The 22836-nt window shown below is 69.8% G+C and carries 12 protein-coding genes and 1 pseudogene; 5 read left to right on the top strand and 8 right to left on the bottom strand.

What is annotated here, in order from left to right:
- Positions 1-11: 11 nt before the first annotated feature.
- Positions 12-3116 carry a DISARM system SNF2-like helicase DrmD gene (drmD, locus tag ACFU99_RS00520; RefSeq protein ID WP_384383635.1) on the bottom strand — a complete coding sequence of 1035 codons (3105 nt, stop codon included), beginning with the start codon at positions 3114-3116 and terminating at the stop codon, positions 12-14.
- A gap of 246 nt (positions 3117-3362) precedes the next feature.
- The gene (locus tag ACFU99_RS00515; protein WP_384383632.1) at positions 3363-5960 is read right to left on the bottom strand and encodes a DUF262 domain-containing protein; all 2598 of its coding nucleotides are present in this window, start codon (positions 5958-5960) and stop codon (positions 3363-3365) included.
- 114 nt (positions 5961-6074) lie between these two features.
- On the opposite strand from ACFU99_RS00515, the gene ACFU99_RS00510 reads away from it, so the two are divergent.
- Positions 6075-8258, top strand: coding sequence for a UvrD-helicase domain-containing protein (locus ACFU99_RS00510; RefSeq protein WP_384383629.1), 2184 nt, complete (start codon positions 6075-6077; stop codon positions 8256-8258).
- 75 nt (positions 8259-8333) lie between these two features.
- On the opposite strand, the gene ACFU99_RS00505 is transcribed toward ACFU99_RS00510, so the two are convergent.
- From ACFU99_RS00505 to ACFU99_RS00485, 5 genes and pseudogenes are all read right to left on the bottom strand, one after another.
- Positions 8334-11099, bottom strand: a complete 2766-nt coding sequence (locus ACFU99_RS00505) for a pPIWI_RE module domain-containing protein (RefSeq protein ID WP_384383627.1) — start codon at positions 11097-11099, stop codon at positions 8334-8336.
- A 32-nt stretch (positions 11100-11131) separates the two neighbouring features.
- Positions 11132-14635 (bottom strand): hypothetical protein, encoded by a 3504-nt coding sequence (locus ACFU99_RS00500; protein ID WP_384383624.1) that lies wholly within the window; start codon positions 14633-14635, stop codon positions 11132-11134.
- Positions 14628-15437 carry a hypothetical protein gene (locus ACFU99_RS00495; protein ID WP_384383681.1) on the bottom strand — a complete coding sequence of 270 codons (810 nt, stop codon included), beginning with the start codon at positions 15435-15437 and terminating at the stop codon, positions 14628-14630. Before ACFU99_RS00495 ends, ACFU99_RS00500 begins: the two co-directional genes overlap by 8 nt.
- 29 nt (positions 15438-15466) lie before the next feature.
- A pseudogene (locus ACFU99_RS00490) lies at positions 15467-15691 on the bottom strand (Fis family transcriptional regulator); the annotation flags it as partial.
- An 89-nt stretch (positions 15692-15780) separates the two neighbouring features.
- Entirely contained in the window at positions 15781-17346 is a 1566-nt protein-coding gene (locus ACFU99_RS00485; protein WP_384383621.1) for a PD-(D/E)XK nuclease family protein, read from the bottom strand.
- Between the two features lie 39 nt (positions 17347-17385).
- On the opposite strand from ACFU99_RS00485, the gene ACFU99_RS00480 reads away from it, so the two are divergent.
- Positions 17386-18288 carry a serine/threonine protein kinase gene (locus tag ACFU99_RS00480; RefSeq protein ID WP_384383619.1) on the top strand — a complete coding sequence of 301 codons (903 nt, stop codon included), beginning with the start codon at positions 17386-17388 and terminating at the stop codon, positions 18286-18288.
- Between the two features lie 30 nt (positions 18289-18318).
- On the opposite strand, the gene ACFU99_RS00475 is transcribed toward ACFU99_RS00480, so the two are convergent.
- Entirely contained in the window at positions 18319-20898 is a 2580-nt protein-coding gene (locus ACFU99_RS00475) for a tetratricopeptide repeat protein (protein ID WP_384383617.1), read from the bottom strand.
- Positions 20899-21318: 420 nt separating this feature from the next.
- Here ACFU99_RS00475 and ACFU99_RS00470 point away from each other — a divergent pair, with 420 nt between their 5' ends.
- From ACFU99_RS00470 to ACFU99_RS00460, 3 genes are all read left to right on the top strand, one after another.
- Complete coding sequence (locus ACFU99_RS00470) at positions 21319-21477, top strand: hypothetical protein (protein ID WP_384383615.1); 159 nt, start codon at positions 21319-21321, stop codon at positions 21475-21477.
- 341 nt (positions 21478-21818) lie between these two features.
- Positions 21819-22553: a hypothetical protein gene (locus tag ACFU99_RS00465; RefSeq protein ID WP_384383612.1), complete on the top strand. Its 735-nt coding sequence runs from the start codon at positions 21819-21821 to the stop codon at positions 22551-22553.
- A complete protein-coding gene (locus ACFU99_RS00460) occupies positions 22550-22825 on the top strand; it encodes a helix-turn-helix domain-containing protein (RefSeq protein WP_384383609.1) in 276 nt (91 codons plus the stop codon). The genes ACFU99_RS00465 and ACFU99_RS00460 overlap by 4 nt, the downstream gene beginning before the upstream one ends.
- The last annotated feature ends 11 nt before the right edge of the window (positions 22826-22836 follow it).

Below are 22836 nucleotides of genomic sequence, written 5' to 3'. Positions count from 1 at the left end.
CCAGGCAGTGTTCACTTCACGGCCTCCCGGAGGGGAACGACGAAGACGACGGCGATGGGAAAGAGAAGCGGCTTCGGGGCGGCGTACCGGGCGGCGATCGCGGCGGTCTCGCGCTGCTTTACGCTCTCTACGGCCGCAAGGCGCTGCTCCCAGTTCTCGCGGTCGCGGCGCTGCTGCTCGGCCTCGTCGAAGGCGAGCTGCAACTGGCCGTCTTCCTCCGAGGATTGTCCGAGCGCGGCGCGCAGAGAGTCGCGGAACCGGTCGCTGTTGGCAACGATCCGGTCGGTCTCGGCGCGGCGTCGGTTCTCCAGGCGGCTCTCCAGGGCGGACTGACGGTTGCGGGCCCGCCATTCCAGGGCGGAGACCAGGCCTTCCCCGACCTGTGGCCAGGCGTCCGCGAGGCGTTCCTGGACGAATGGGGAGGCCTGGACGGAGTCGGCGAGAGCACTGTCGAGGAGGGCGCGGACGGTGGTGGTGCGCTCCAGACGACTGAAGCGGGCCGAGCCATCGCCGTCGGCGCCGCGCAGCCAGCCGCCGGCCTGGAGGACTTCCTCGTGGAGACGGATGCCGTCCGCTCCGACCAGGACAAAGCGGCCGAAGACGCCGACGAAGGTGGTCTCCAGCTCGGAGTGGTCGCTGACCATGGCGGTGACGCGGGCCAGGCCGGTCTGGTCCTGGTTCCAGACGGCGGCGCGGAGCAGCCTGGTGGACATGGCGACCAGCGGGTGTCCCAGGTGAGCGAGGACGACATCGTCGCGGCCCTTGGCGGACCGCGCGTCGAAGGTGATGGGCCGCTGGATCTCGGGGCGCAGTTTGTCTGCCAGGCCCTGCGCGGCGCGTTCCCAGGAGCCGGTGAGGACAGGAACGCGGTAGAAGCCTTCGGTGAACTCCCTCTCGTCGAGGATCGGAGTGATGACCTGCTGGCGGGCGAGCGGGAGGGCGGTGGAGACGACGCGGGCGACCTTGGACGGAGTGATGCCGAGGGTGGCGACGGTGGCGTCGACCTGCTCCTTCAGCTTCATGGCCTGCGCCTGGACGTCGCGCTCGGCTGTCACGTTGCCGCCGCGGCGCGCCTTGCGGTCGGCGTACAGCTCGGCGTGCTCCACGTCGAAGGCGGCGGAGAGGTCGCCGGTCATCCAGCGCTGCACCGCTTCGGCGAGGACGGCGTTGACCTTGCCGAGGTCCTCCTCCATGCGGGCGACCTTCTTCGCGATGCGGGCGAGGAATTCCAGGTCGGCGTCGTAGGGGTCGGCGTTCCTGGCATAGCCGCTGCCGATGAAGTGGACGACCTCGGGGGCGACGGTCTGGCCGTAGCGGTCGACTCGGCCAATGCGCTGTTCCAGTTTGTTGGGGTTGAAGGGGATGTCGTAGTTGACCAAGCGGTGGCAGTGCCGCTGGAGGTCGATGCCCTCGCCGGCGGCGTCGGTGGCGAGCAGGACGCGGACCGGGTTCTCGGCGGGTTCAGCCTGGAATGCGAGGCGGAGGTGTTCGCGTTCCTCGGCCTTCATGCCGCCGTGCAGGAGGGTGAGGCGGTCGCCTCCCAGACCGCCCAGGCCGTGGTCGCGGAGCAGGTTCTGGAGCCAGATCTGGGTGTCGCGGTACTCGGTGAAGATCACCACGCGTTCGTTGGTCCAGTGCTCACCGTCGGGGAGGCAGACGGCCTTGAGGTACGAGATCAGTTCATCGGCCTTGGAATCGGCCTGGGCCTGGTGACGGAGTGCCCACTCCTGCATCTGCTCCAGGAGGGCTGCCTCGTCGCCGTCCGTACCGGGCTGGAGGGTGGTCGCGCGGGCGATCGCGTCGTCCTCGGCCTCGGCGAGCGGCTCGTCGTCGAAGTCCGCGTAGTCCTCGAAGAAGCTCTCCTGCCAGTTCTCGATCTCCTCGGCGGCTCGCTGCTTCTTGGTCCGGAGGGTGTCCAGGTAGACGGCGATCGTGCGGGCGAAGGCGTCCGGGGAGGAGAACAGGCGCTTCTTGAGCAGCAGAGTGACCAGATCGGCCGCCTTCCGACCGCCCTTGTGGCGGGTGGCGAGCTTGGCGCGGCGCAGTCGCGCGTACTCCTTGAGCAGTCCGTGGATGCGACGTTCGTCCTCGGTGTAGTCGACGGGCAAAGCAAGGGTGTTGCGCTCCAGGAAGCGCCGTGTGCCGTCGGGTTCGCGGATGTCGGTCTTCAGGCGACGGATGACGGTGTCCTTGACGGCCTCCGGGTCCGGTTCCATGCCTCGGGCGAACCGCTGGCCGTCGATGATCTCCAGGAGTGCGGTGTACGACTCCTGGTAGCCGTTGTGGGGAGTGGCGGAGAGGAACAGCCGGTGCTCGAAGTGCGGGGCGAGGCGGCGGATCAATTTGGTCTGCTGGGAATCGACGGGGTAGAGCTGCTTGGGCGCAGCCGGCGCCGCGTGGTGGGCCTCGTCCAGGATCAGCAGGTCGAAGGCGCGCTTGGCCGGGGCGGCGGCGGTTTCGGGCGCTTCTGGCGGCAACACCTCGGCCAGCAGCCGCTGGGCCTTGGGGCCGCGCAGCCAGGGCAGGCTGACGACGGCCCGCGGGTAGATGGTGAACGGATTGGCGGAGCTGCCGTGCCTGCGGCGCACCTCGGCGCAGCGCTCGGAGTCGATCACGGTGAATTCCAGGCCGAACTTCTCGGCCATCTCGTCCTGCCACTTCATGGTGAGGCCCGCCGGACACACGATCATGATTTTGTGGGCGCGGTTGCGGAGGATCAGTTCCAGGGCGACCAGACCGGCCTCGATGGTCTTGCCGAGGCCGACGTCGTCGGCGAGGAGCAGATTCACGCGGGGTGCGGCGACGGCTCGGGAGAGCGGCTCCAGCTGGTACGGCTCGACGGCGACGCCGGAGCGGAACGGGGCCTGGAGCGTACGGACGTCCGCCGAGGTCACAGCCGACCAGCGGACCGCGTCCAGGAAGGCGGCGAGGCGCTCGGGCGGGTCGAAGCCGGTGCGGGTGACATCGGGGAGCGATCCGGAGGGGAGCCGGCGGCGACCGGGCTCGACTTCCCAGATGACGGAGAGGGTGTCGTTGTAGCGACCGTCCTCGACGCTGTTGAGGGTGACGAGAGTGGCGGGGGGCGCCCTGCCGCTTCGCGTTCCCGTGGTCGACATCCGCCACCACCCAGCGCTGACCGCGCACCTCGACCAGGTCGCTGATCCGGGGTACGGCCGTGGGGTCCTGATCACCCTCGCGGCGCCGCACGGACCGCTGGGCCACACCCGCCAGTTCGGTGCTCGGCGTCGGCGTTGCTGTCATGGGTTTCTCCTCCCCAAGGCATATATGGACCTGGCGCTGCTGCCTGCCTGCGCCCCGTTCAACCCAGAAGATCGATTCGAGTCAGGGAGCACCCGCCTCCGTCAGAACATCGTGTTCATGTTCCCGTCTTCGTCACCGCCGTCCACCGGGCGCCTTGCCTCGGCCAACGCGACGACGTGGACGAACCACTCCAGTACGGCACGGATCTCCTCCCCATGGTCGGCGAATGCCTCCAGCGGGAAGGAGGGGCGCAGATCCAGCTTCGCCTCGGCCAGCTCTATGCCGTCGATCTTGTTCAGACGGGTCATCAATTCACGGCGCAGCGGTTCGTCGTCGAAGGGCGGACGGCGCTTCAGGTGCTGGAAGACCACCTCGACCACGCCGGTCACGGGATAGAGCGTGATCGGCCACAGAACGCGCGAGTGCGGTTCCTCACCCACCTGGATCGCGGGATAGCAGCTGGTCTCGCTCGCCTTGCCATAGTCGCGATAGCCGCCCAGCTCTTCCCAAGTGGACAGCGCGGCGCGTACGCCCTGGGCGGTCTCCGGTGTCTGGTTGTCACTCAGCTGGGCTTCGAAGCGGGCTGCGGCCGGCAGTTGTTCGTACCCCGGGGAGGACGGCATGGCGAGGTCGTCGGGGTCCTTGCCGAGGAGGGCTGCCAGATCGGTGGCTGTCAGCCGCTGGGAGCGGTGAGCCCGGCCCGCGTCGTCGAAGGAGATGCCCTCGGACTCCAGGAGGTCACGCGGATCGCGCTTGTCCTGGTCGTCGGACCAGCGGAATCCTTCGGCGACCCGGCCGTCGGCGGTCAGTACTCGGTGGGCCCCGTATATCCCCGCCTTGGACATCAGGTGGTTGCCGACGGCGATGGCGTGCGTACCGACGAGGGCGCCGAGCTCGCCGTACGTCGTCCAGGAGCCGGCGGGCATGGCCCGCAAGGCCGCGCGCAGCTCCGCCCAGACCGGCGACTCCGCGTCGGCGGGGGCCAGGTCCTCGATCGGTCCCGGCCACAACACCATTGCGCGGTCGGCCAGTTCGTCGGAGCGGGCGAGGATTTCGGCCCGGCCCCAGCGAGCCTGGGCGGCGATCTTCTGGTTCATCCGCAGGGCGCTGGCGTCGAGGATCTCCTGCTTACGGCGGAAGGGGTGGTTCGACAGACGCGCGTTGTCGGCCGACAGGGTGAGGTTGCCGAGGGTGTGCACGAGCATGGCCAGCAGTTCGGCGGGGCTCTGGGCGTCCTCGGCTTCCTCCGCCAGCAGGTCGAACCAGTCCTGGGCGGGATTCTGCGGCAGGACGTGCTCCACGGTGAGCCGCGCCTTGGCATAGTCGACCGGCTCGCTGGCCTCGTAGCTCTCCTCCAGTCTGCGCAGCACCTGGAAGCGCTGTCCGCCGCGGCCCGACTTGTAGAAGGCGCGGGTACGGATCGCCTCGCGGACGGCCTCGTCGCGAGGCCAGAGGCGGGGCCCGGCGGTGCTGCGCGAGAGATGGCCGCGTACGGCTTCGGCGGGCGGCAGGTCCTTGTCCAGTTCCTTGGGGAGCTCCATGAAGACCCGGTTGTTGCCCGTCGTGGACAGGCCGGCGAACAAGCGGCGGACCAGATAGCTCTCCGCGTAGGCAAGGGCCTGGGCCGCGTCCTTCGCGGATGCCTGCCCGGCGTCGACCCGGTCCAGGAGGTGGAGGGCCAGCGGGTAGTGGGTCATGCCGCCCCATCGGTCGAGCCGCTCCAGCGCCAGCCGCAGGCCGGGGTCCCGCTCGCGTCCGGGCTTCAGAATCCGCATCAGCCGCTCCGCGCGCTCCGCCAGGGCGGCCACCTCCCGTTCCAGCGTGGACTCGTCGCCGTTCAGGGCCTCCAGGCGCTTCTTCTGGTCGCGGTAGGTCTCGCTCTGCTTGGCCCGGCTGTTGCCGCTGACCACCAGGTCCAGCCAGACGAGGAGTTCGAGGTTCTCCGGGCCGAGCAGCTCCTGCATGGGCAGCCAGCGGTTGCGGTAGACGGCCTGGCCGCGGGTCGGCAGGCGCATGAAGACGTAGTTGCGCAGCAGGTCGCTCTGGCTGAGCCCGACGCCGGTGTTGTTGATCGACTCGAAGATGCGGTAGACGTTGTCGCCCTCCGCCGCGGTGATCGCGACGATGGACAACTGCCCGCCCAGTACGGTCTCCACCGCCTCGGTCCACTGCTCTCCGCCGCTCTCGGCGCCCTCGGCCAGCGCGCCGAGGAAGAAGCGGTAGGCGGCCCCGATGTTGCCCGGGCCGCCCGCGCGCGGTGTGTTCTCGACGCAGGCGGTGAAGGCGTCCCGGTCCGCCTGGGTGGGCAGCAGCCGGTAGTGCTCGTCGCCCTCGCGGTAGCTGTTGACCAGCAGGAGGTCGTTGATGCGCGCGGCCTTCTTGTGCGTGCCCTGCTCCCGGTAGTGGTCGCGCAGGGCGGTGAAGGCGAGCATCAGGGTGGTGAGCCGCTGCTGCCCGTCGACGACCAGCCAGCGCTGCATCACACCGGCGGCGACGGCGCTCGGGGCGAGCACCACCGAGCCCAGGAAGTGCCCGGCGACCGGACGGTCCGCCAGCCGCTCCTCGACCAGCTCCAGGACGTCGTCCCAGAGCTGCCTCAGCTCCGCCTGCTGCCAGCTGTAAGTGCGCTGGTACAGGGGGACTTGGAACTGCATCTCCCCCTGGACGAGCTTGCTGAACGTGGTCTCCTGAGCGTGCACGGGCGTCCCTCTCCGGCGAGGTCTGGCAAGACTGCCCGTCATTCTTCCCCATCCGGGTACGGTGATCAGGAAAACCGAAGGGCCGGCCCACCGGCCGCAGGCGCGGAGGAACTTATGGCGACGCTGGGCATCCACAAGGACTTCCTGATGGAGTTCGCCCGGCTGGAGAAACCCGTTCAGAGGCGGGTCCAGGAGGTCTTCGACAAGTTCCAGGCACACCGGCACGCCGGCCTGCACCTGGAGAAGCTGGAGAAGCCGCGCGACCCGCGGATCCGGACCATCCGCATCGACAAGTTCATGCGCGGCGTCGTCCTCGCCCCCGCGTCCGGCGACAGTTTCCTGCTGCTCAAGGTCATGCCGCACGACGCCGCGATCGCCTGGGCCGTCAAGCACCGGGCGACGGTCAACTCGGCGACCCAGGGCATCGAGCTGCGTAACGACGTGGCCCTGGAACGCGCGACGGCGGGCGTACGAGCGCTGGCCGGCGAAGTCGACCGGCGGCTGTTCGACGGGGTCGGCGACAAGGATCTCGTCCGGCTCGGCATCGACGCCGATCTGCTGCCGCTGGTCCGGCACCTCGCCGACGAGGCCCATCTCGACGCGCTGCAGAAGATCCTCCCGGAGCAGCAGTACGACGTGCTCGCCGGGCTCGCGGCCGGGATGACGCCGGAGGACGTCTGGCGTGAAGTAGTGGCGGTCCAACTGGAGCACGCCTCGCCGTCGGCGTCCCAGGAGGTCAACGTCGTACCGAGCGGCGACGTGTCCCCGTCGCCCGCCGCCCCGGACGACCTGTCGACCGCGATGGCCCGCTCCCGAGGACGTATCGCCCTCGTCACCGGTCCCGACGAGCTGATGGAGATCCTGGAGCGGCCGTTCGACGCCTGGCGAGTGTTCCTGCACCCCAGTCAGCACCGGGTCGCCTACCGGCCGTCGTACAAGGGGCCGGCGCGTGTCGTGGGCGGCCCCGGCACGGGCAAGACCGTCGTCGCGTTGCACCGCGCCCTGCACCTCGCGCGGCAGCTTCCCGCCGACGCCCCGGACGAGTCCATCCTGCTGACCACGTACACCAGGGACCTCGCCGCCGACCTCCGGCACAGTCTCGAAATCCTCATCCCCGACCCGGCGTTGCGGACGAAGATCAGAGTGGTCAACGTGGACGCGCTCGCCCACCAGCTCGTACGCGAGGACCGCGGCGCTCCTCTCACGCTGGTCTCCGACCACAAGGAGATCACCGCGCGCTGGGCCCGGATCGCTCGCCGGACCGGCGTCGACTTCACCGATGTCTTCCTCGACCAGGAGTGGCGACAGGTCGTACTCGCCCAAAACCTGCGGACGCCCGAGGCCTACCTCAAGGCGGCGCGCTCCGGACGCGGGACCGCGCTCGGGCCGCTCAAGCGGGCCCAGGTGTGGCGTGCCGTCGAGGCCTTCACCAAGGAACTGGCGCTGGCGCGGGAGTGGACGTTCCTCCAGGTCTGCGCGGAGGCCGCCCGATTGCTCGACGCGAAGGGCGGCGAGCGCCCGTTCCGCCATGTGGTGATCGACGAGGCGCAGGATCTGCATCCGGCCCAATGGCGGCTGCTGCGCGCCCTGACGGCCCCCGGACCAGATGACTTGTTCATCGCCGGCGACACCTACCAGCGGATCTACGGCAACAAGGTCTCGCTGCGCAGCCTCGGCATCTCGGTGACCGGCCGCTCCACCCGGCTGCGCATCAACTATCGCACCACGCAGGAGATCCTGGCCTGGTCCACGGCGCTGCTCACCGGTGAATCCGTCGACGACATGGACGAGGGGACCGAGTCGCTGAATGGCTACCGCTCCGCCTTTCATGGTGCGCTGCCCCGGACTTCGGGTGCCGAGGGCAAACCGGAGGAGCTTGCCGGGCTGGTGGGTCAGATCCTCGAATGGACGCATGCCGGCGTCGCCCCGCACGAGATCGGCATCGCGGTGCGCTACACCCAGCTCGGTAGGGAGATCAGGCAGGCGCTGGAACAGTCGGGCGTCCCGGCCGTGGTGCTCGGCGGCGCGTCGGCGACCGGTCACGGAATCCGGATCGGCACGATGCACCGCATGAAGGGCCTGGAGTTCCGCTGCGTCGCGGTGGCCGGCGTCAAGGAGGGCACGGTTCCGCTGCGCAACGCCGTGACAGCCGAGGAGACCGACGCCCAACAGCACCGTGAGGACCTGCTGGGCGAACTCAGCCTGTTGTTCGTGGCCTGCACCCGGGCCCGGGAGGCGCTGCGGGTGTCGTGGCACGGGGAGCCGAGCCGCTTTCTCTCCTCGGTGCGGGCGCACTGAGGTCACTCGGGCCGGGGGCCCACCCTGGACGCACAAGATCACGCCGAGGCCCGCATGTGCCGACCCGGCTCACCCTCATGAAACGGATGGCGTGCTCTTCTCCTCCTTCGTTCCGGCCATCGGAAGCACGTACTGACCGGCGAGACGCGCCAGGTGCAGCGGGAGGGGCCGGGCGAGCGGCGGATAGTCGTCGTGGTAACGCAGCTGGTGCGTGAGCGTCGCCCACTCCGCGGGCCGGTCGGGCACGTCCCCTTCACGCCCCGAGTCCGCCAGCACCTTCTCCGACAGGCAGCCGAGCACGGTGATCTCCAGCTGCCCGGGGTTCCAGGCGGTCTTCCCGGGTGCTGTCCGGCCCTGTGCCGTGGGCGCCAGCTTCATGAGTCCCCTGGGTAGTTTCACCACCGTGTGCGGGGTCGAGGCAGTACTCGCGAAGACACGGCTCTCCGCCTCCGCCGTCCCCCACACTCCCTCGGCGAAGCCGACCTTGTCCTTGCTGTCGTGGGCGTACCACTCCGCCACTTCCTCCCGCGCGTTGGCGTCCCGCACGAGCACCACCCGCAGGTCGTCGCCGTAGAGCGTGTGGCGCTGGGCGGGTTCGGCGCCGAAACCGAGCATGTCGCGATGAAGTTCGCCGTTGCGCAGACCGGGCCAGCACTGGCGCAGATTACCGGCGTCCGCCAGCAGGAGCGTCGGGCGGTCGCGGAGCTGGAAGAGCAGCGCGCGGATCTGCCGCTCGGTCTCCCGCTGACTGTGCTGCCGCATGCCCGGCCGGGCGGCAGGCCGGAGCCCTCCACGGCCGGTCGCACTGTCAGCAGGACCCCCCGCATCCGCCTCCTCTCCCGCATCCGTCACCGGCTTCTCCGTCCGGGAAAGCAGCAGCAACAGCTTCGGGTACGGAACCCATTCGGCGCGCTCGGCATCCCACCCTTCGATGGCGCCCGGTCCGTCCCCGGGGCGGACCCGCACCGCGACCAGCCGGCGGACGGGGCATCGCGTGGGCCCCTTCCTGGTGTGGCGTACGAACCAGAGCGCCGCGTACTGGAGGTCCCCCGGAAGTCCGGCTCCCACCCGGTGTGCGGGCGGGCTGATCGCGCCGAGTTGCCGGAAGGCGTCCAGCCAGGTCCACCTGGCCCGGTGCTCAAGGCCGCCGTCGGTGTCGTCGGGCAGGTTGACGAACTGGCTCGGTCGGCCCTGCCGCGCCCAGGCGATGCGCAGCGCGTGCTTGGGGTCGGAGTTCGGGACGGCCGCGAAGCGCTCCTTGCCGGCGATCTCCGCGATCACTACTCCAACTCCGTCAGGACACGGGGTCATCCGGTCCGCCACGAGCCGGCAGCGGTCTTCGATGGCTTCGGCCAGCCGGACTGCCCTGGGGCGCCTGCGTTCCCGAGAGACCGGCAGGGCATCCGCAAGGGGCCCCGCGCGCCGGGCTCGTACGCGGATCTCGACCCCCTCGCTCCGCCATTGCCAGGTGTCGTCGGCAGCGGGGCCCACTCGTTCCCCCGGAGGAAAGCCGATGAGTTTCGGCAGCTCCGCGAGCAGTGCGGCACGGGTCTCCGGGGACTGCCAGAAGAGGTCGATCTCCAGGGGACGACTGTTCAGCGCGCGCGCCAGCGCCGCCCGCCGCTGCAAGGTCAGCTGCGCCTCACGGAAGCCCGGATCGCGTCCGGCACCCGAACGAGGCATCAAAGAGGGGGTGTTGCTCCTGGTAACCCGCGTGAGATCACACACCCGAGTCAGCATGGGGCACAGCCCTTCCTCCACCCAGGCGTCCAGATCCGCCCGTTCCTGTGGCATCAGTCCGGGGCCTACCTTGTGCGGGCCGATCGAGGGGTGGTAGACGATGCCGGCGGCCACGTCCCCGGATCCGTTGATCCAGCGTTCCGGGTGGGTGAAGAGCTCCGCGGGCTCCGGGTAGCTGCGTACGATATCCAGTTCGGGCACGAGCGGGGCCGGGCTGTGGCGGCGCCAGGCCAGTTCCTTCAGCCGTCGGTCGTAGCCGAGGGTGTTCACCATCATCCGGTGACCCCGGTCCGGCCCTCCCGGCCATGGCAGCGGTGCGTCGAGCAGGACGGTCGTGCCGCCGAGCTGATGGGGGCGCACGTCGAACCGGGTAGCCCACCGGCGTACCTGGGTGGACACATGGACGCGGAACCGTGGGGCGAACGGCACTGTGTGGACGGTGATGTTGAGGCAGGCCGAGTAGTACCAGGTCTGCCCGCGACGCTCGTACCGCTGCGGCGGCCAGGAGACGAGCCGCGCACCGTTGCCCGAGCTCTCGACACGGAAGTGGAGTGTGGCACCCCCGGTACGGAACGTCCGGGCGGCAAGCCGGAAGGCTACGCACTCGGGCAACAGACTGTAGAGCCGCGCGGCGGGTTCAGCGGTTCCGCCCGCCGAGGTCACGGTCTCGGCGAGGTCGACTGATTCGTTCTCCCAACGCGGCAGTTGGACGGCGGCCGGGCCATCGGAGCGGAGCCTCTCCTCCAAATCGGCGCCGTCGGTGTCGTCCTCCTCCCGGTACATGCCCGCCGCCCACGTGCCGATCACCGGGAGCAGCACCTCCGGAGGGACGGCTTCCCGTGCGTAGAGCCACGGCAGGCGGGCGTCCGCGCCGGCGTTGCGGCCTGTCGCGATGACGCCCGGGGCCATCGCCTGGAGCAGGGAGTTGAGCCTTCGTACGGGAAGTCGGTCGGGGTGGACGGAGCCGTTGTCGGCCTCGGCGTGCATCCTGGTGAGCTCAGTGTGCAACTCCTCGCCCAGCCGCAGCACCCTCATCTTCTCCCGCCACGGCCCGTGGAGCGGGTCGGGTTCGTAGGCCGCGACGCGAATGGTGTGGTACACGAAATTGCCTCCGGGAAGCTGGAATCAGGCGATTACGGGTGGACTGGAGCAGGGGCGAGCAGGCGGGTGAGCATGCGTCGGAGCGGTCCGTACAGGGCACGGACGATGAACTGCTCCTCCGCGCTCTTCGCGCCGACGTCGAAGTACGGGTCCAGCACGGCGAGCATGCTGTGCAGCAGGCTGGACGCCGGAGTGTCGGTTCGCGGTGGTTCGGCCCCGCGGTTCGGGGCGAAGGCGGCGTCGACGAAGACCACCCGGGCTGGTACGCCGCCGCGCACCAGCCGCCCGATCACCTGCCACATCAGGACCAGCATGTCCCAGGTGACCTGCTCCCGCGCCTCGTCGCCGAGGCGGCTCCAGGCCATCGAGCGGGCGAGCACCTCGTACCAGCGCGAACGGGCGAGGCGGCGGACCTCGTCGGCGCCTTCCTCGACGGTGGCCTGCCCCTGTACCCATGTGTCGAAGTCGCCGCCGGTGATGGCGCGGACGATCCAGTCGTTGACGGCGTGGACGGCCAGGGACAGGTCTTCTGGGTGCGGATTGGGCCGTGCCAGAAAGTAGACTGTCCCGATGGCCGCCTCGTCGTCCTCGTTGAGGATGTTGTGGCCCCGTTCCACGGCCAGCAGGGGCGCCACGAGAATGTCCGCGTCGAGGTCCTTCAGACGCTCGACGTCGCCCCGGCGCAGCGACTGGGCGCGGTAGGCGGACGGCGCCTCGTCCTCCGGGGCGATCTCCTCGTCGTCCGAGACCAGACACAGCACGCTGTCACGCCAGCGGGAATTGAGGTTGTGCAGGGTGTCGGCCACGATGCGCGCCTCGGCATAGCTGCCGACCAGCAGGAGGATCTGGTCGCGCCCGGCGGGAAGAGAGAGCAGTTCGAGCTCCAGCGGGCCTCCTTCGGGAGCGTCGTACTCCCCCGCGCCGAGGTAGGCGGCGATGCGGCGCAGTTTCTCGGGGCGTTCGTCCGGGTGGGTTCCCGACAGGCGCAGCTTCTCGTCGCCGTCGGCGATGAACTCGAAGCGCATCAGGCTCTCGTCCGCGATGCGTTCGGTCACCTCGGCCGGGGGCTCGATGATCACGCCGACCGGGACGCAGACGTGGTAGCGGCTGGACGCGCCCGCCCAGCTGCTGCCGGACATGAGCAGCAGATGGGCGCCGGGCCTGCCGTCGACGGAGGCGAGGTGGGGCATGGCGCGCAGCAGTTCACGACCGACGCCGCTGCAGCGGAAGAAGGTCAGCTCGCCGCTGCGGACTCCGCCTTCGTCCTCACCCGGGACCCGGAACTGGAAACCGAGTACGTTGCCCATCGGGGCCTCGGGCACCATCGGGCCGTAGTCGAGCGGCCGACGGTACATCGTGTTGTAGCCCAGGCTGAGGGCGGCCTCGACGCGGGGCCACATGGCGTTGATCATCGCGAGCCGGGGTTCCAGGGCGCTGAGCAGCAGCGTGAACTCGAAGCGCTCGGCGAGCTCCTGCCGCCACTGCTCGGGGGTCTGGGGCGGGGGCTTGGGCTTCCGGCGACGGCCGCGCCTCTTCTTCTGCTGCTCCTCCTCGCGCTGCCATTCGTCGTACTTCTCCTTGTACTCCTGCTCCCGGGCGGCCATGTACCGCGGATCGATGCCGAAGGCCTCATCCATGACCTCGGTCAGGTAACGCCGGGTGTTCTCCGGGTTGCCGGTGTGGAGCAGTTCATTGAGGAGGACGGTCAGCCGGCTGAAGTCCTCATCCGTCCTACGGCGGCGGTCGCCGAAGGGGTTGTCGCGGAAAGCGTCGAGAAGCTTGCCGAGGGCTTGTCTGGGGGCGTGGTTCCGGTGTTCCGGCCCGCTGCCGTCGGGAAGTTCGTAACGTTCGTCGAGCAGCCCGAGCTGGAGCGTCCAAGCGCTGAAGTAGCCCGTCCGCACCCAGTCGCGCAGCTCGTACCGGGCGACGAGCATCGCGTACAGCCGGTCCGTGGCCAATCCGGCGGTGCTGAGGGCTGCGGCGAAGGTCTCCACGTCCCGTTCGGAAAGCTGGGTGCGCCCGCTCGCCGCGAGTTCCCGGATCTTGTGCCTGCTCAGCTGGTCGATGAGGCCCTTGTCCTCGTCGCTGGCGAGGAGGACGGCGGGCGCGAAGGTCTGGTCGAGCTGCATCTGCACACGGTCCGCCTCGTCGATGATCACGAGGTCGCTGCGCCGGCAGGCGAGTTCGAGGTAGCGGATGCGCTCGCCGTTCTGGGGGCGGGGCGGCGCGGCGTCGATCAGGCCGGGCGGTGTGGCCACCCAGATGAGGGCGTCGACCAAAGTGCGGGCTCCGTGATGTCGAGGACAAGCTGACCAGTACGGGCAGCCCATCACCCTCTTCTGCCATTCGGAGGCCCGCACAGCGCCCTTGTCGCGCCGTGGGCCCGATGGTGGCCGGAGCTTGGAGCAGGGCGCCTCGCCGAAGGCGAGCGGCTCGGGGAACGAAGTGGCATCCTGCCGCCTGATGTTGAGTACGCATGAGGTACCGAGATAGGCGAAGGCGGGGTCGTCATGGGCGAGCAGCCGGTGCTCGCCCCGGCCCGCCAGCCGGCGGTGCAGCCGCTGGGCGTGCCGCTCCCGGCCGGAGGAGCCGAGCACGGGTGCGGCGGCACTGTCCGTGTGGAGGTTGTAGAGCCGGACGAGCTTCAGCACTTCCGGGACGTCGGTGACCACGATGGTGGTGCGCCGGCCGAGCTTGGCGAGATGAACGGCGATGATGTCGCGCAGCGTGCTCTTGCCCGCGCCGACGATGCCGAGCAGATGCTGGATCCCGTCGACGGTGAACGTGAAGTCCTCGTCCTTGCCGGCCTTGCGAAACGTGCCGTTCTCCTTGGTGGACAGGTCGAAGTCCCGCAGCCGCTCCAGCCAGCGCGGCGGCCTTCCCTCGCCGAAGCGGGCGTGTGTGGCGTCCATCTCCGCCGCTGTGCGCTCCAGGCTCTTCCTGGTGAAGATCAGGGGTTCTCCGCCGCCGGCCGGTTCCAGGTCCATGTCGTGCGCGACGAGAGGGGTGTGAGGAACGGGCGGCAGGTCGACGACGGCCAGGGTGCGGCTGACGGGGAAGGCGTGCGGGCCCTCGCCCGCGACCAGCATGCGTTTGCCAGCCAGCGGTGGCGCGGTACGGAGCAGTTGCTCGTAGACGGGGAAGCGGTCGCCGGCGACAGAGAGTTCGCGGCGGATGGCGGGCGCCTCGGTGTCCGGGACGTCGTAGCCGCGCACCCTGGGGTCGAACAGCTGGTAGCTCTCCAGCGCCTCGCGCCAGGTACGGCTCCTGCGCAGCGTCCAGAGCGAGTACCGGGCGACCCGCAGTGTCTGTTCGGTGTCCGGTGGCAGCGGCGCTCCATACGCCTCGGCGAACCCGTATCCGCTGAACAGCACCCAGGCACTGCCCGCGGGACTGCCCGGCATCAGTTTCTGCTGAAGGTACAGGCCGAGTTCCACCTGACAGAGGGCTTCTACGGCGGGCTTGGGGGCGGATGGCCCCAGGAACCCCCCGAGTGTGTGAAGTACGTCGTTCAGGGGCGGGGTGATGCTACGCATCGTCCTTCTCTTCTCTCCGGGCCCGTCGCAGGTCGGGCACGAGGTTCACGGGTGTGGTGAGCGTCAGGCGGTCCCGCAGGAAGGGGAAGAGGGCGGCGGTGAAGGCCTCCTGGTAGCCATTCCGCCCGGCGAGCGCGTCAGGGATCACGATGAGCGTGCGGTCCGCGAGGGGGGCACTGTCGGCGAGATGCGCGGCGAGGAGAGCCGGCTGCAGGCGGTCGTACACCTCTATGTCCACGACGACGGGATCGGTGTCCCCCAGTCGGTAGGCGGACAGCGAACCCGGCAAGGGCTCGTGGTCGATCCCCGCGCGGTCCAGCGCGTCCCGTGCGGCATCCTCGGTCCGGTACGGCAGGGCGAGGAACGCTCGCAGCGAACGCCGCAGGATCCACGCCTGGTCCGGCTCACGGATCAGTGCCGGAGGGGCGTCGCGCGGGCATTCCTCCCCCTCGCACCAGAGGTCCGCGTCGGTGGCGGACGGTCCGGGTACGGGCATGGCCCCGTCCCGGGTCAGCGCGGGGAGCCCGCACGAGGCACAGCGCAGGAAGACGTCGTCGACGAGCAGCGATTCTGGCAGCGGCCCGTAGAGGTCCTTGACCCGGCTCCAGACGGCCTTGCTCCAGCTGAGCCCGAAGCGATCCTGCTGGTGAACCACCGGGTGACGGGCCAGGAACCTCCGGCACTGCCGGTAGCGCTCGCCCGTTCCGCACCGCGTTTCCAGCTCGCCCAGGAGCCCGCGAGCCTGCGCCGCCACACCCCCGTCCGGGCCGTGCGAGGCGACTTCGAGGCGACTTCGAGGCACGATCGGGTCGGCATCATGCCGACCGGGTGCACCAGCGTCGTACCCGGAGTGACCAGGGAGGCGGAGACCGCGAAGAGCGGATCGTCCGCCGGCCGGGTCCGGCACCACTCCCACAGCTCCGGAAGGCTCCTCGGCGGTGTCTCCCCGACGTCCAGACAGCGCATCACCGTACGGTCCAGCGCACGGTGAGCGATCCGGGGGTAGGGCAGGGCGAACGAGCGGAGCCCCTGGACCTCGGCGAGGGCCGCCACCATGCGGGCGAGCTCCAGGAACAGTTCGCCGCCCACGCCCTCGGGCGCCTCCCCGGTGTCCGACCGGTCGGCCCGGCGAGCGGACCTCGCCCTCATGCCGCGGTCCCATCGGCGTGCGACACCGAGCACCAGCGGGCCACTTCGCACCGTTCGCATGAGCGTCCGGGCACGGCCGTGTAGCCGTCGTCCCCGTGCCAGTCGGCCACCATCGCCCGCAGGACGCCCTCGGCTGCGGTCCGGTTTCTTGAGGCGAAGGGGTCGATGATCTCCAGGTCGGCTCCGCCTGGGCGTAGCACCTCCAGCTCCACCCGGGCACGGGACGGAGCTCCACCGAGGTCACCGCGCGCGATCAGAGCGACCGCCAGGGCCAGTTGGGGGTAGACCTCCAGCAAGGGGCGGTTGGACCGCCGGTCGGCGGCGGAGGTCTTGGTCTCGCGCCACACCCATGAGTCGACGTCCCGGTAGAGCAGGTCGGGTGCGGCAATCACGATCACGTCGGCGGCGGTGTCGTGCCGCACCACCCGGGGCTCGGTCCGTACGTCCGTCCCGTCCTCGACGCACCGCAGCGGGCAGACCGCTGCGTGCCGCCGCAGCAGGAGAGCGCCGAGCCTGCGTTCGTGGTCGGGCAGGTCGAACCCGTCCGGCACCCACTCCTCGGGGACCTCTGCCGTGCACGGCCGAGGCGATCCATGGCCATGGCGGTCGGCTAGGTAGGCGTGCAGGGCCCGGCCGCGTTCGGCTGTCACCTCGCGCTCGACGGAGTCGGCAGCGGGCAGGTGCAGCCGGCGCATGTGGTCGCGGGCCGGGCAGGCCCGGTAGTTGCGTCCGTTGGTCACCGACCAGGTGCGGCGGGGCCGGCCCGCTGCCTCGATGCCCAGCAGCCCGGGCGCCGAGCGCAGCGCCGGACAGACCGGCAGGTAGGAACATCCGCCGCAAGCGGCTCCGGGGCGGTACTCCCGTCCGTCCAGTACGCCGGCCAGGGCGCCGGGGCCGTGCTCACGGTACCGGGCGAGCGCCTGTGCCCGACTGCCGGCGAAGAGCTCCCGCGTACGGCCGTCGAACAGCGCGAACTCCACGATACGTACGTACTCCGGCGGCGGCCCGGGGGCGCCCTCGGCCAGCACCAGCGCGGCGGCGGCGATGAACCCGTCGGGCGGCAGGTTCCGGTTCAAGCGGTATACGGGCAGACGGAGTTCACGGTAGGCGCCGTCGGCGGAGGCCAGGCAGCGTCCCCACACGGTGAGGCGGTACTCCCCGGCGTTCCGTGGGTCGGGGCCGGACGGCCGATAGCAGTACGCCCACGGCTCGGGGACCTCGCGCAGGGGGTGCTCCGGGTCGGCGGGGAAGGCCGCCTCGTACATCTTCACGCCATGGTCCGACCAGGTCCTCAGGCCGTCGTGCAGAGGCGCGGTACGTGTCCGAGGTCGGCTTCCGGAGGGCCGGAAGCGAGCGTCGCAGGCCGCCATGAAGGGGCCGAGCGCGAAGTCCTCCAACCGCTCGCGGCGGCGCGGTACGGGGTCGGCGGTTTGGTAGCCGCGAGTCTTGAGGGCGTCGGCGGCGGGACATCGGAACTCTTCTCCCTTGAACATTCCGGCGGATACCGTGATGACTTCGGAGGCGCGGGTCACCCCGTCGGGGGGCAGCCACGACTGTGTCATTTTCTGCTCCATTTCTGTGCGGAGGAAGGAAGGGTGGCCATGAGGGAGATCGAAGAGATCGGCAATGTGGAGAAGCGCTACGAAGTGCTGGACATGGTGGGTGACGGCGGTCAGGGCGACCTTTTCCTCGGTCGCGATCGCAGCAGCGGAGGGAGGGTGGCGCTCAAGCTTCAGAAGGCCCGGGATCTCGGTCCCGAGAGCGATTTCCACTGGGCCGGCAGAAACCTTCTCGAAGAGGGCTCCCGTATGATGATGCTGACGGGAATTCAGGCGATTCCAGAGATCATCGCCACAGGGACGCACCGTGGGCGCCGATGTCTGGTCATGGAATTCGTGGCGGGATGCCAGTTGCAGAACGTCCTGCTGGCGGGACGACCCGTCAAGCACCCCGGGGCCGTCGCGTCAATCATCGGCCAGCTGTGCGAAATTCTGCGGGAAGTGCACGACCGGAATCTGGTGCACTGCGACCTCAAACCCGAGAACGTCATCGTGCAACCGGACGGCCGTCTCCGTCTCATCGACATGGGCCACGCGATCATGGCGGGCGAGGAGACATCCCACGAGCGCGGCACCCGAGGCTGGGCCTCCCCCGAGCAGTCCGACGCATGCCCCTCAGGTCTGACGCGGCGGGCGGACATCTTCGGGCTCGGGTGCATCCTGCTGGAGATGACCGTCATGCGGCTGCCCTACGGCGGACTGGAGGAGCGGGCGGAACCAGGTGGTCCGGTCCTGCCGGCCGACAAGCTCGCCGAGCTGCCCACGGAGTTCGCCGCCCTCGCGCTGTGGATGGTCCGATGGGAGGCCGAGGAGCGCCCGGCGGATGTCCGTGACGTGTTCGACCGGCTCCGCCCGTATCTGCCGCGGCTGGGCTCGCGGCGGCCGTCGAAACGGCTGCGCCCCGACCCGACCGAGTACTACCGCACCTATCCGCCGCGGCTGTGACGGTGCCCCGACGGTCGCCGGCCGGGCGGCTCACCTCAGCCCTTCCAGCAGCTCCCGGACCTCACGTACGCCTTCGCCGCCCATCAACTCGCGCAGCACGATGACTCTCTCCAGCTCCCCTACCGCTTCTTCAGTCCTACCGGCCGACACCAAGACATCCGCGTAGAGCAGCCGCACCTTGTCCTCGTTGGGCCGGTTCTCCTGTTCGCGGTAGATATCGCAAGCCTGCCGGTACAAGGAGATCGACTCGTCCCGCTCGGAGCGGGCCAGGTGCACCTTGGCCAGGGTGAACAGCACGTCGGCCAGCCCGCTGCGCTCCACCGTGCGCTCCACCGCGCCGAGGGCGTCGGCGCACCGACGGAGCGCCTGCTCATACTCGCCCCGGTCGAGGTGAAGCGCGCCGAGTGCGTTCAGGACAGCCGCCTCCCCGACCGGATCGGATACCTCCCGGCACAACTCCAGTGCCCGGCAGAGCGCTTCCTCCGCCCCTGTCCGGTCGTCCTGCTTGCGCAGGGTGAGTCCGAGCCGGTGCAGCGACCGGGCCAGGCTCAGCCGGCCTTCCACTCCGTGGCCCTCCTCGCTGAGCCGGACGGCCCGGCGGAGATGGCCCACAGCCGCGTCGTACTTGCCGAGCCGCCACTGCGTCCCCGCCAGCATCCGGTGGACCATGGCGCAATCGACCGGGGCGGCAGAGGATTCCGCCGCTTCGGCTGCGTACCGGAGGTTCTTCAGCGCGTCGTCGAGGAGACGGCGGCGCCACTGATAGGTGACCAAGGCCATCGGAAGCAGCCACTGGTACCGTTCGATGCCCTGGCTGATGGCTGATCGGATGCCTCGCTGGACGGTGGCGTACTCCTCGTCCAAGTACGCCATCGCCTGCCCCGGTTCCACAGCGTCAGTGACCGTGACCCCTTCGGGTTCGCCGATGGGCAGGGCGCGCTCGTGGTCGAGCACTCGGTCGCAAGCGCGGACGTTGTGCAACTGGTGCTCCAACACCTGCCGTAGGGTCGCCCGCTCGATGTCCGCCGTATCCCCGTCCGGCCCTGGCTGCACATGCCGACGGGCGAAGGCCCGTACGAGGTCGTGCAGCCCATAGCGGTCACCACGGAGCTCCACCAGGTTCGCGGCCACCAGCTCCACCAGAGCCCGATCGGTGCGCGCCCCTTCGCCCGCCACCCTCCCGAGATCCATCACCGCCTCCCATGAGGCGGTGGGCCCGGGGTGGACGGCGAGCTGCCACAACAGCAGCCGGGCCTCCTCGCCGAGCACGCGAACGGAACAGTTCAGTGCGGCACGGACCGACAGTTCGTGTTCCGGCAGGTGCAGGGTGTCCAGCTTCGCCCGCTCCCGCTCCTCCTTCATCTCCCGTACCAGGGCAGGGATGGTATGCAGCGGACGCGCACCGCCTTCCAGGAGCCGGGCCACCACGGCGAGGGCCAACGGCAGCCGGCCGCAGAGGTGGACCAGATCGCTGAAGGCCTGTGCGTACTTCGCCCGGCCCTCGACCGACACCTTCTCTTGAAGCACCTCCAGGGCAGCCGCCTCATCCAGCGGCTCCATCTTGCGGAACAGCACCTTGCTCTCGGACTGCAAGCGCAGGAGGTCGTTGCGGCTGGTGACGATCACGGCGCAGGTGCCGTCTCCGGGAAACAGCGGCAGCACCTGCTGGGCGTCGAGCGCGTCGTCGAGGACCATGAGTACCGAGCGGTGGGCCAGTGCCGACCGCAGCGCACTGCTCTTGCTCGCCGGTCCGGTCACCGTGGTGTACGGCGGCAGCGCGGCCAGGAACCCGTCCAGGATCTCGTCCGGTTCGGCGGGCCGCGTGTCTCCGGCGGCGAACCCGTTCAGTCCGGCGTAGAGCACCCCGTCGGGGAACCGCCCCCGGAGTCGACGGGCCAGGTGGTGAGCCACCGTGCTCTTCCCGACACCCGCCATGCCGCTGATGAGGACCAGTGCCAGGTTGCCGGCGTCCTGTTCCTGGCACACGGCCTCGACGAGGCCGCGGATCAGTTCGTCCTGCCCGACCGGCTTGCGTCTGTTGCCGGGCAACTGGTCGGGGACGGGCGGCAGAAGCGTCCCGACCGACCGGTGAGCGGTTCCCCGGACCGCGTCGATGGCGCTCTGCAGGCCGGCGTCCGGCTTTCCGTTGCGCTTCGTCCACTCCTTGATGAGCCGTTCGCGCCGGTGCTCCGGCAGGTCGTGATGGGCAAGCAGGTAGAACCGGAAAACCTGAGGCAGTTCCGGCGAGCGCTCGAACCATTTCTCCGTCTCCTCCCGGAGCCATTTCTCCTCCCTGGACTTCCACGCGGCGTCCAGTCGGTCGCACACGGCGGCCATCAACTCCGCCCGCAATTCCTCCCGGCGCCGCTGGAAGCCGCTCTCGGTCAGCCCGCGCAGCGGTTCGTCGTCGTCCCACTCGCCCAGAGCCGCGCCGAGTCGCTCGAACCGCGCCGGAGGGCTCAACCCGGCGGCCCTCGCCACCCCGTCGCGGAAGCGGAGCAGATCGACGCTGCCCTCCGGCAGGCGGAGCGTGCAGTAACCTGACCTGCCTCCATGGGGCACGACCTCCAGGCCCAGTTGCTTCCGCAGGTCGGAAACGGCGCGGTCCACCCGGTCACCGGCGTTCTCATCACCCTCCCAGAGGACTTCGGCGACCTCCCTCCTGGTACATCGACAGCTCGGCGATGTCACCAGAAGTGCGAACAGCGCACTGGCCTTCGCGCTTCCGAACACCCGTCCTCCGCCGTCCCCTTCGGCTCTGACCGGGCCCAGCACGTACCCCTCCATCGCCCTCCCCCTCTCCCCCGCCCGGAAGCAGTGGCCCAGCCCCTCAACGCCCCCCTTCATCTGTGCGCTGCGGTATGCCGCTTCACACGCGCTTGCTCCTTCACGCCCCCGGTCTCAGTTTTCCCTCAGTTTTCGCTCCGCGGCCTCCTCCCGTCCCCGGGCACGATGGCACCAGCCGCCCGCAGAAGCGTGAGACGGCCGCATAGTCACCCATCGACCCACCAGAAAGGAACCGCAGGCTTTATGAACAACCGTCAGCGAAATCGTCGAGCGAGCCGTCTGCGTCAGTCCCCCGACTGGCCGCCGAGCCACCGCCGACGCGCGGCCGACCGGACCGAGGGCACCACGCCGGCGACCCCGCGCACCGAGGTGCCGGACAACTCGCCCTCCGAGACCGCCTGAGCTCCACAGCCCGTGGGTGCCCGCCCCGAGCGGGCCCCCATCTCGGCCCCCGGACTCCTCCGTCCTCCTCCGGTCTCCTTCAACCGACGAGCCCGCGGCCTGTCCGCACCAGTCACACGCTCATGGTCGAAGGCGGCGGTTCCCGGCCGGCAAGACCAAAACCGCATACGTACGCATCAAAGTGAGGCACCTGGGACTGCTTCCCGTTCCATGTGCACCTGGGGCGATGTGACCGCCCCACAGCTCTTCAGCCCGTCCAGTAGCTCGACACCTCCGGAGCCCTCAGCCCGGCGAGAGGACAATTCCTGATGCATCCGCTATCAAGCAGTATGTTCGCCTCGGTGAGGCGCCATTTCGACGAGCCCTGGGGCAGTGACGCGATCCTCGTGACCGTTCCCACGGACACCGAGGGGGCGATGCCGATCCGGCTGACCGCCGCCGAGACACACAATGCCTTGTACGGGCCGGACTCCGACCCGCAGTTCGCCGCCGAGGTCTGGAAGGAGGTACTCCACACCGCGCTGAGTGACTTCTCTACCCGCAGCACCGGGAAACTCCTGGTGATCTGGTTGGCCCTGCCGCAGTTGACCGGGACGGTCCACCGCGTGTGCACGCGCCTTCATGCCGATCGATCGGACGTGGAGGCCGAGATGGTCCTGGCCCTCCTGGAGGAACTGGCGGCCCCGGACGCCGCAAGGCGCCTCTCCGACCCCTCCCCGATCTACGCGGCGGCGCGCACCAGAGCGTGGCGCTTCGCCCGCGACGGCCTGCGGGAGCTCCCCTCCGCCCAGGTCGAGCGCATCGCCCAAGACCGCGCTCTCGCCGTGCCCGACGGGGAGGCGGGCGCTCCGGCCGAGGAGGTTCTGGACGTGCGGGTCGACCGTCCCGACGGCCCGGACGGGCTGCGCGCCCCACTGCGGTTCCAGGTACGCCCGGAGCATCTGCGCAAGGATGCCTGCGGCGGAACCGACGACGGGAAGAGCGAGCGTTCGACGTGCCATGGCCCCCGGAAGACTCGACGGTCCAGGTGCCGTGTGGGCACCCGACCGGTCCGCCCCGCGAGGAGGCGAGCATGAAGGAACCGGCAGAGGGCCGACTCAGTTTCACCGAGATGTTCGACCTGCCCGTCGCAGTGGATCTGCGAACGGCGGCCCGAGCGCTCGGGATCGCGTCGACGACCGCGTACCGGCTGATCCGCGAGGACGAATTCCCCTGCTCCGTCCTCCGCGTCGGAGGCAGGTACAGGATTCCGACCAACGGACTGATGCACGCCTTGGGGATCGAGGACCGTCCGCTGTACAGCATGGACCTACAACTGGACGCGGACAGTCCTGGAACTGGTTTCTGACCAGGAGGAAG

The organism is Streptomyces sp. NPDC057654, from assembly GCF_042800135.1.
Taxonomy (GTDB): Bacteria; Actinomycetota; Actinomycetes; order Streptomycetales; family Streptomycetaceae; genus Streptomyces.
The sequence above is the reverse complement of the archived record's forward strand: the minus strand, read 5'-3'. Positions and strand labels throughout refer to the sequence as shown.

Excerpts from the sequence above, each read along its gene's own strand:
- drmD (WP_384383635.1), bottom strand. The coding sequence starts at position 3,116 with ATGTCGACCACGGGAACGCGAAGCGGCAGGGCGCCCCCCGCCACTCTC.
- ACFU99_RS00470 (WP_384383615.1), top strand. The coding sequence starts at position 21,319 with ATGAACAACCGTCAGCGAAATCGTCGAGCGAGCCGTCTGCGTCAGTCC.
- ACFU99_RS00485 (WP_384383621.1), bottom strand. The coding sequence starts at position 17,346 with ATGACACAGTCGTGGCTGCCCCCCGACGGGGTGACCCGCGCCTCCGAA.
- ACFU99_RS00510 (WP_384383629.1), top strand. The coding sequence starts at position 6,075 with ATGGCGACGCTGGGCATCCACAAGGACTTCCTGATGGAGTTCGCCCGG.
- ACFU99_RS00460 (WP_384383609.1), top strand. The coding sequence starts at position 22,550 with ATGAAGGAACCGGCAGAGGGCCGACTCAGTTTCACCGAGATGTTCGAC.
- ACFU99_RS00480 (WP_384383619.1), top strand. The coding sequence starts at position 17,386 with ATGAGGGAGATCGAAGAGATCGGCAATGTGGAGAAGCGCTACGAAGTG.
- ACFU99_RS00500 (WP_384383624.1), bottom strand. The coding sequence starts at position 14,635 with ATGCGTAGCATCACCCCGCCCCTGAACGACGTACTTCACACACTCGGG.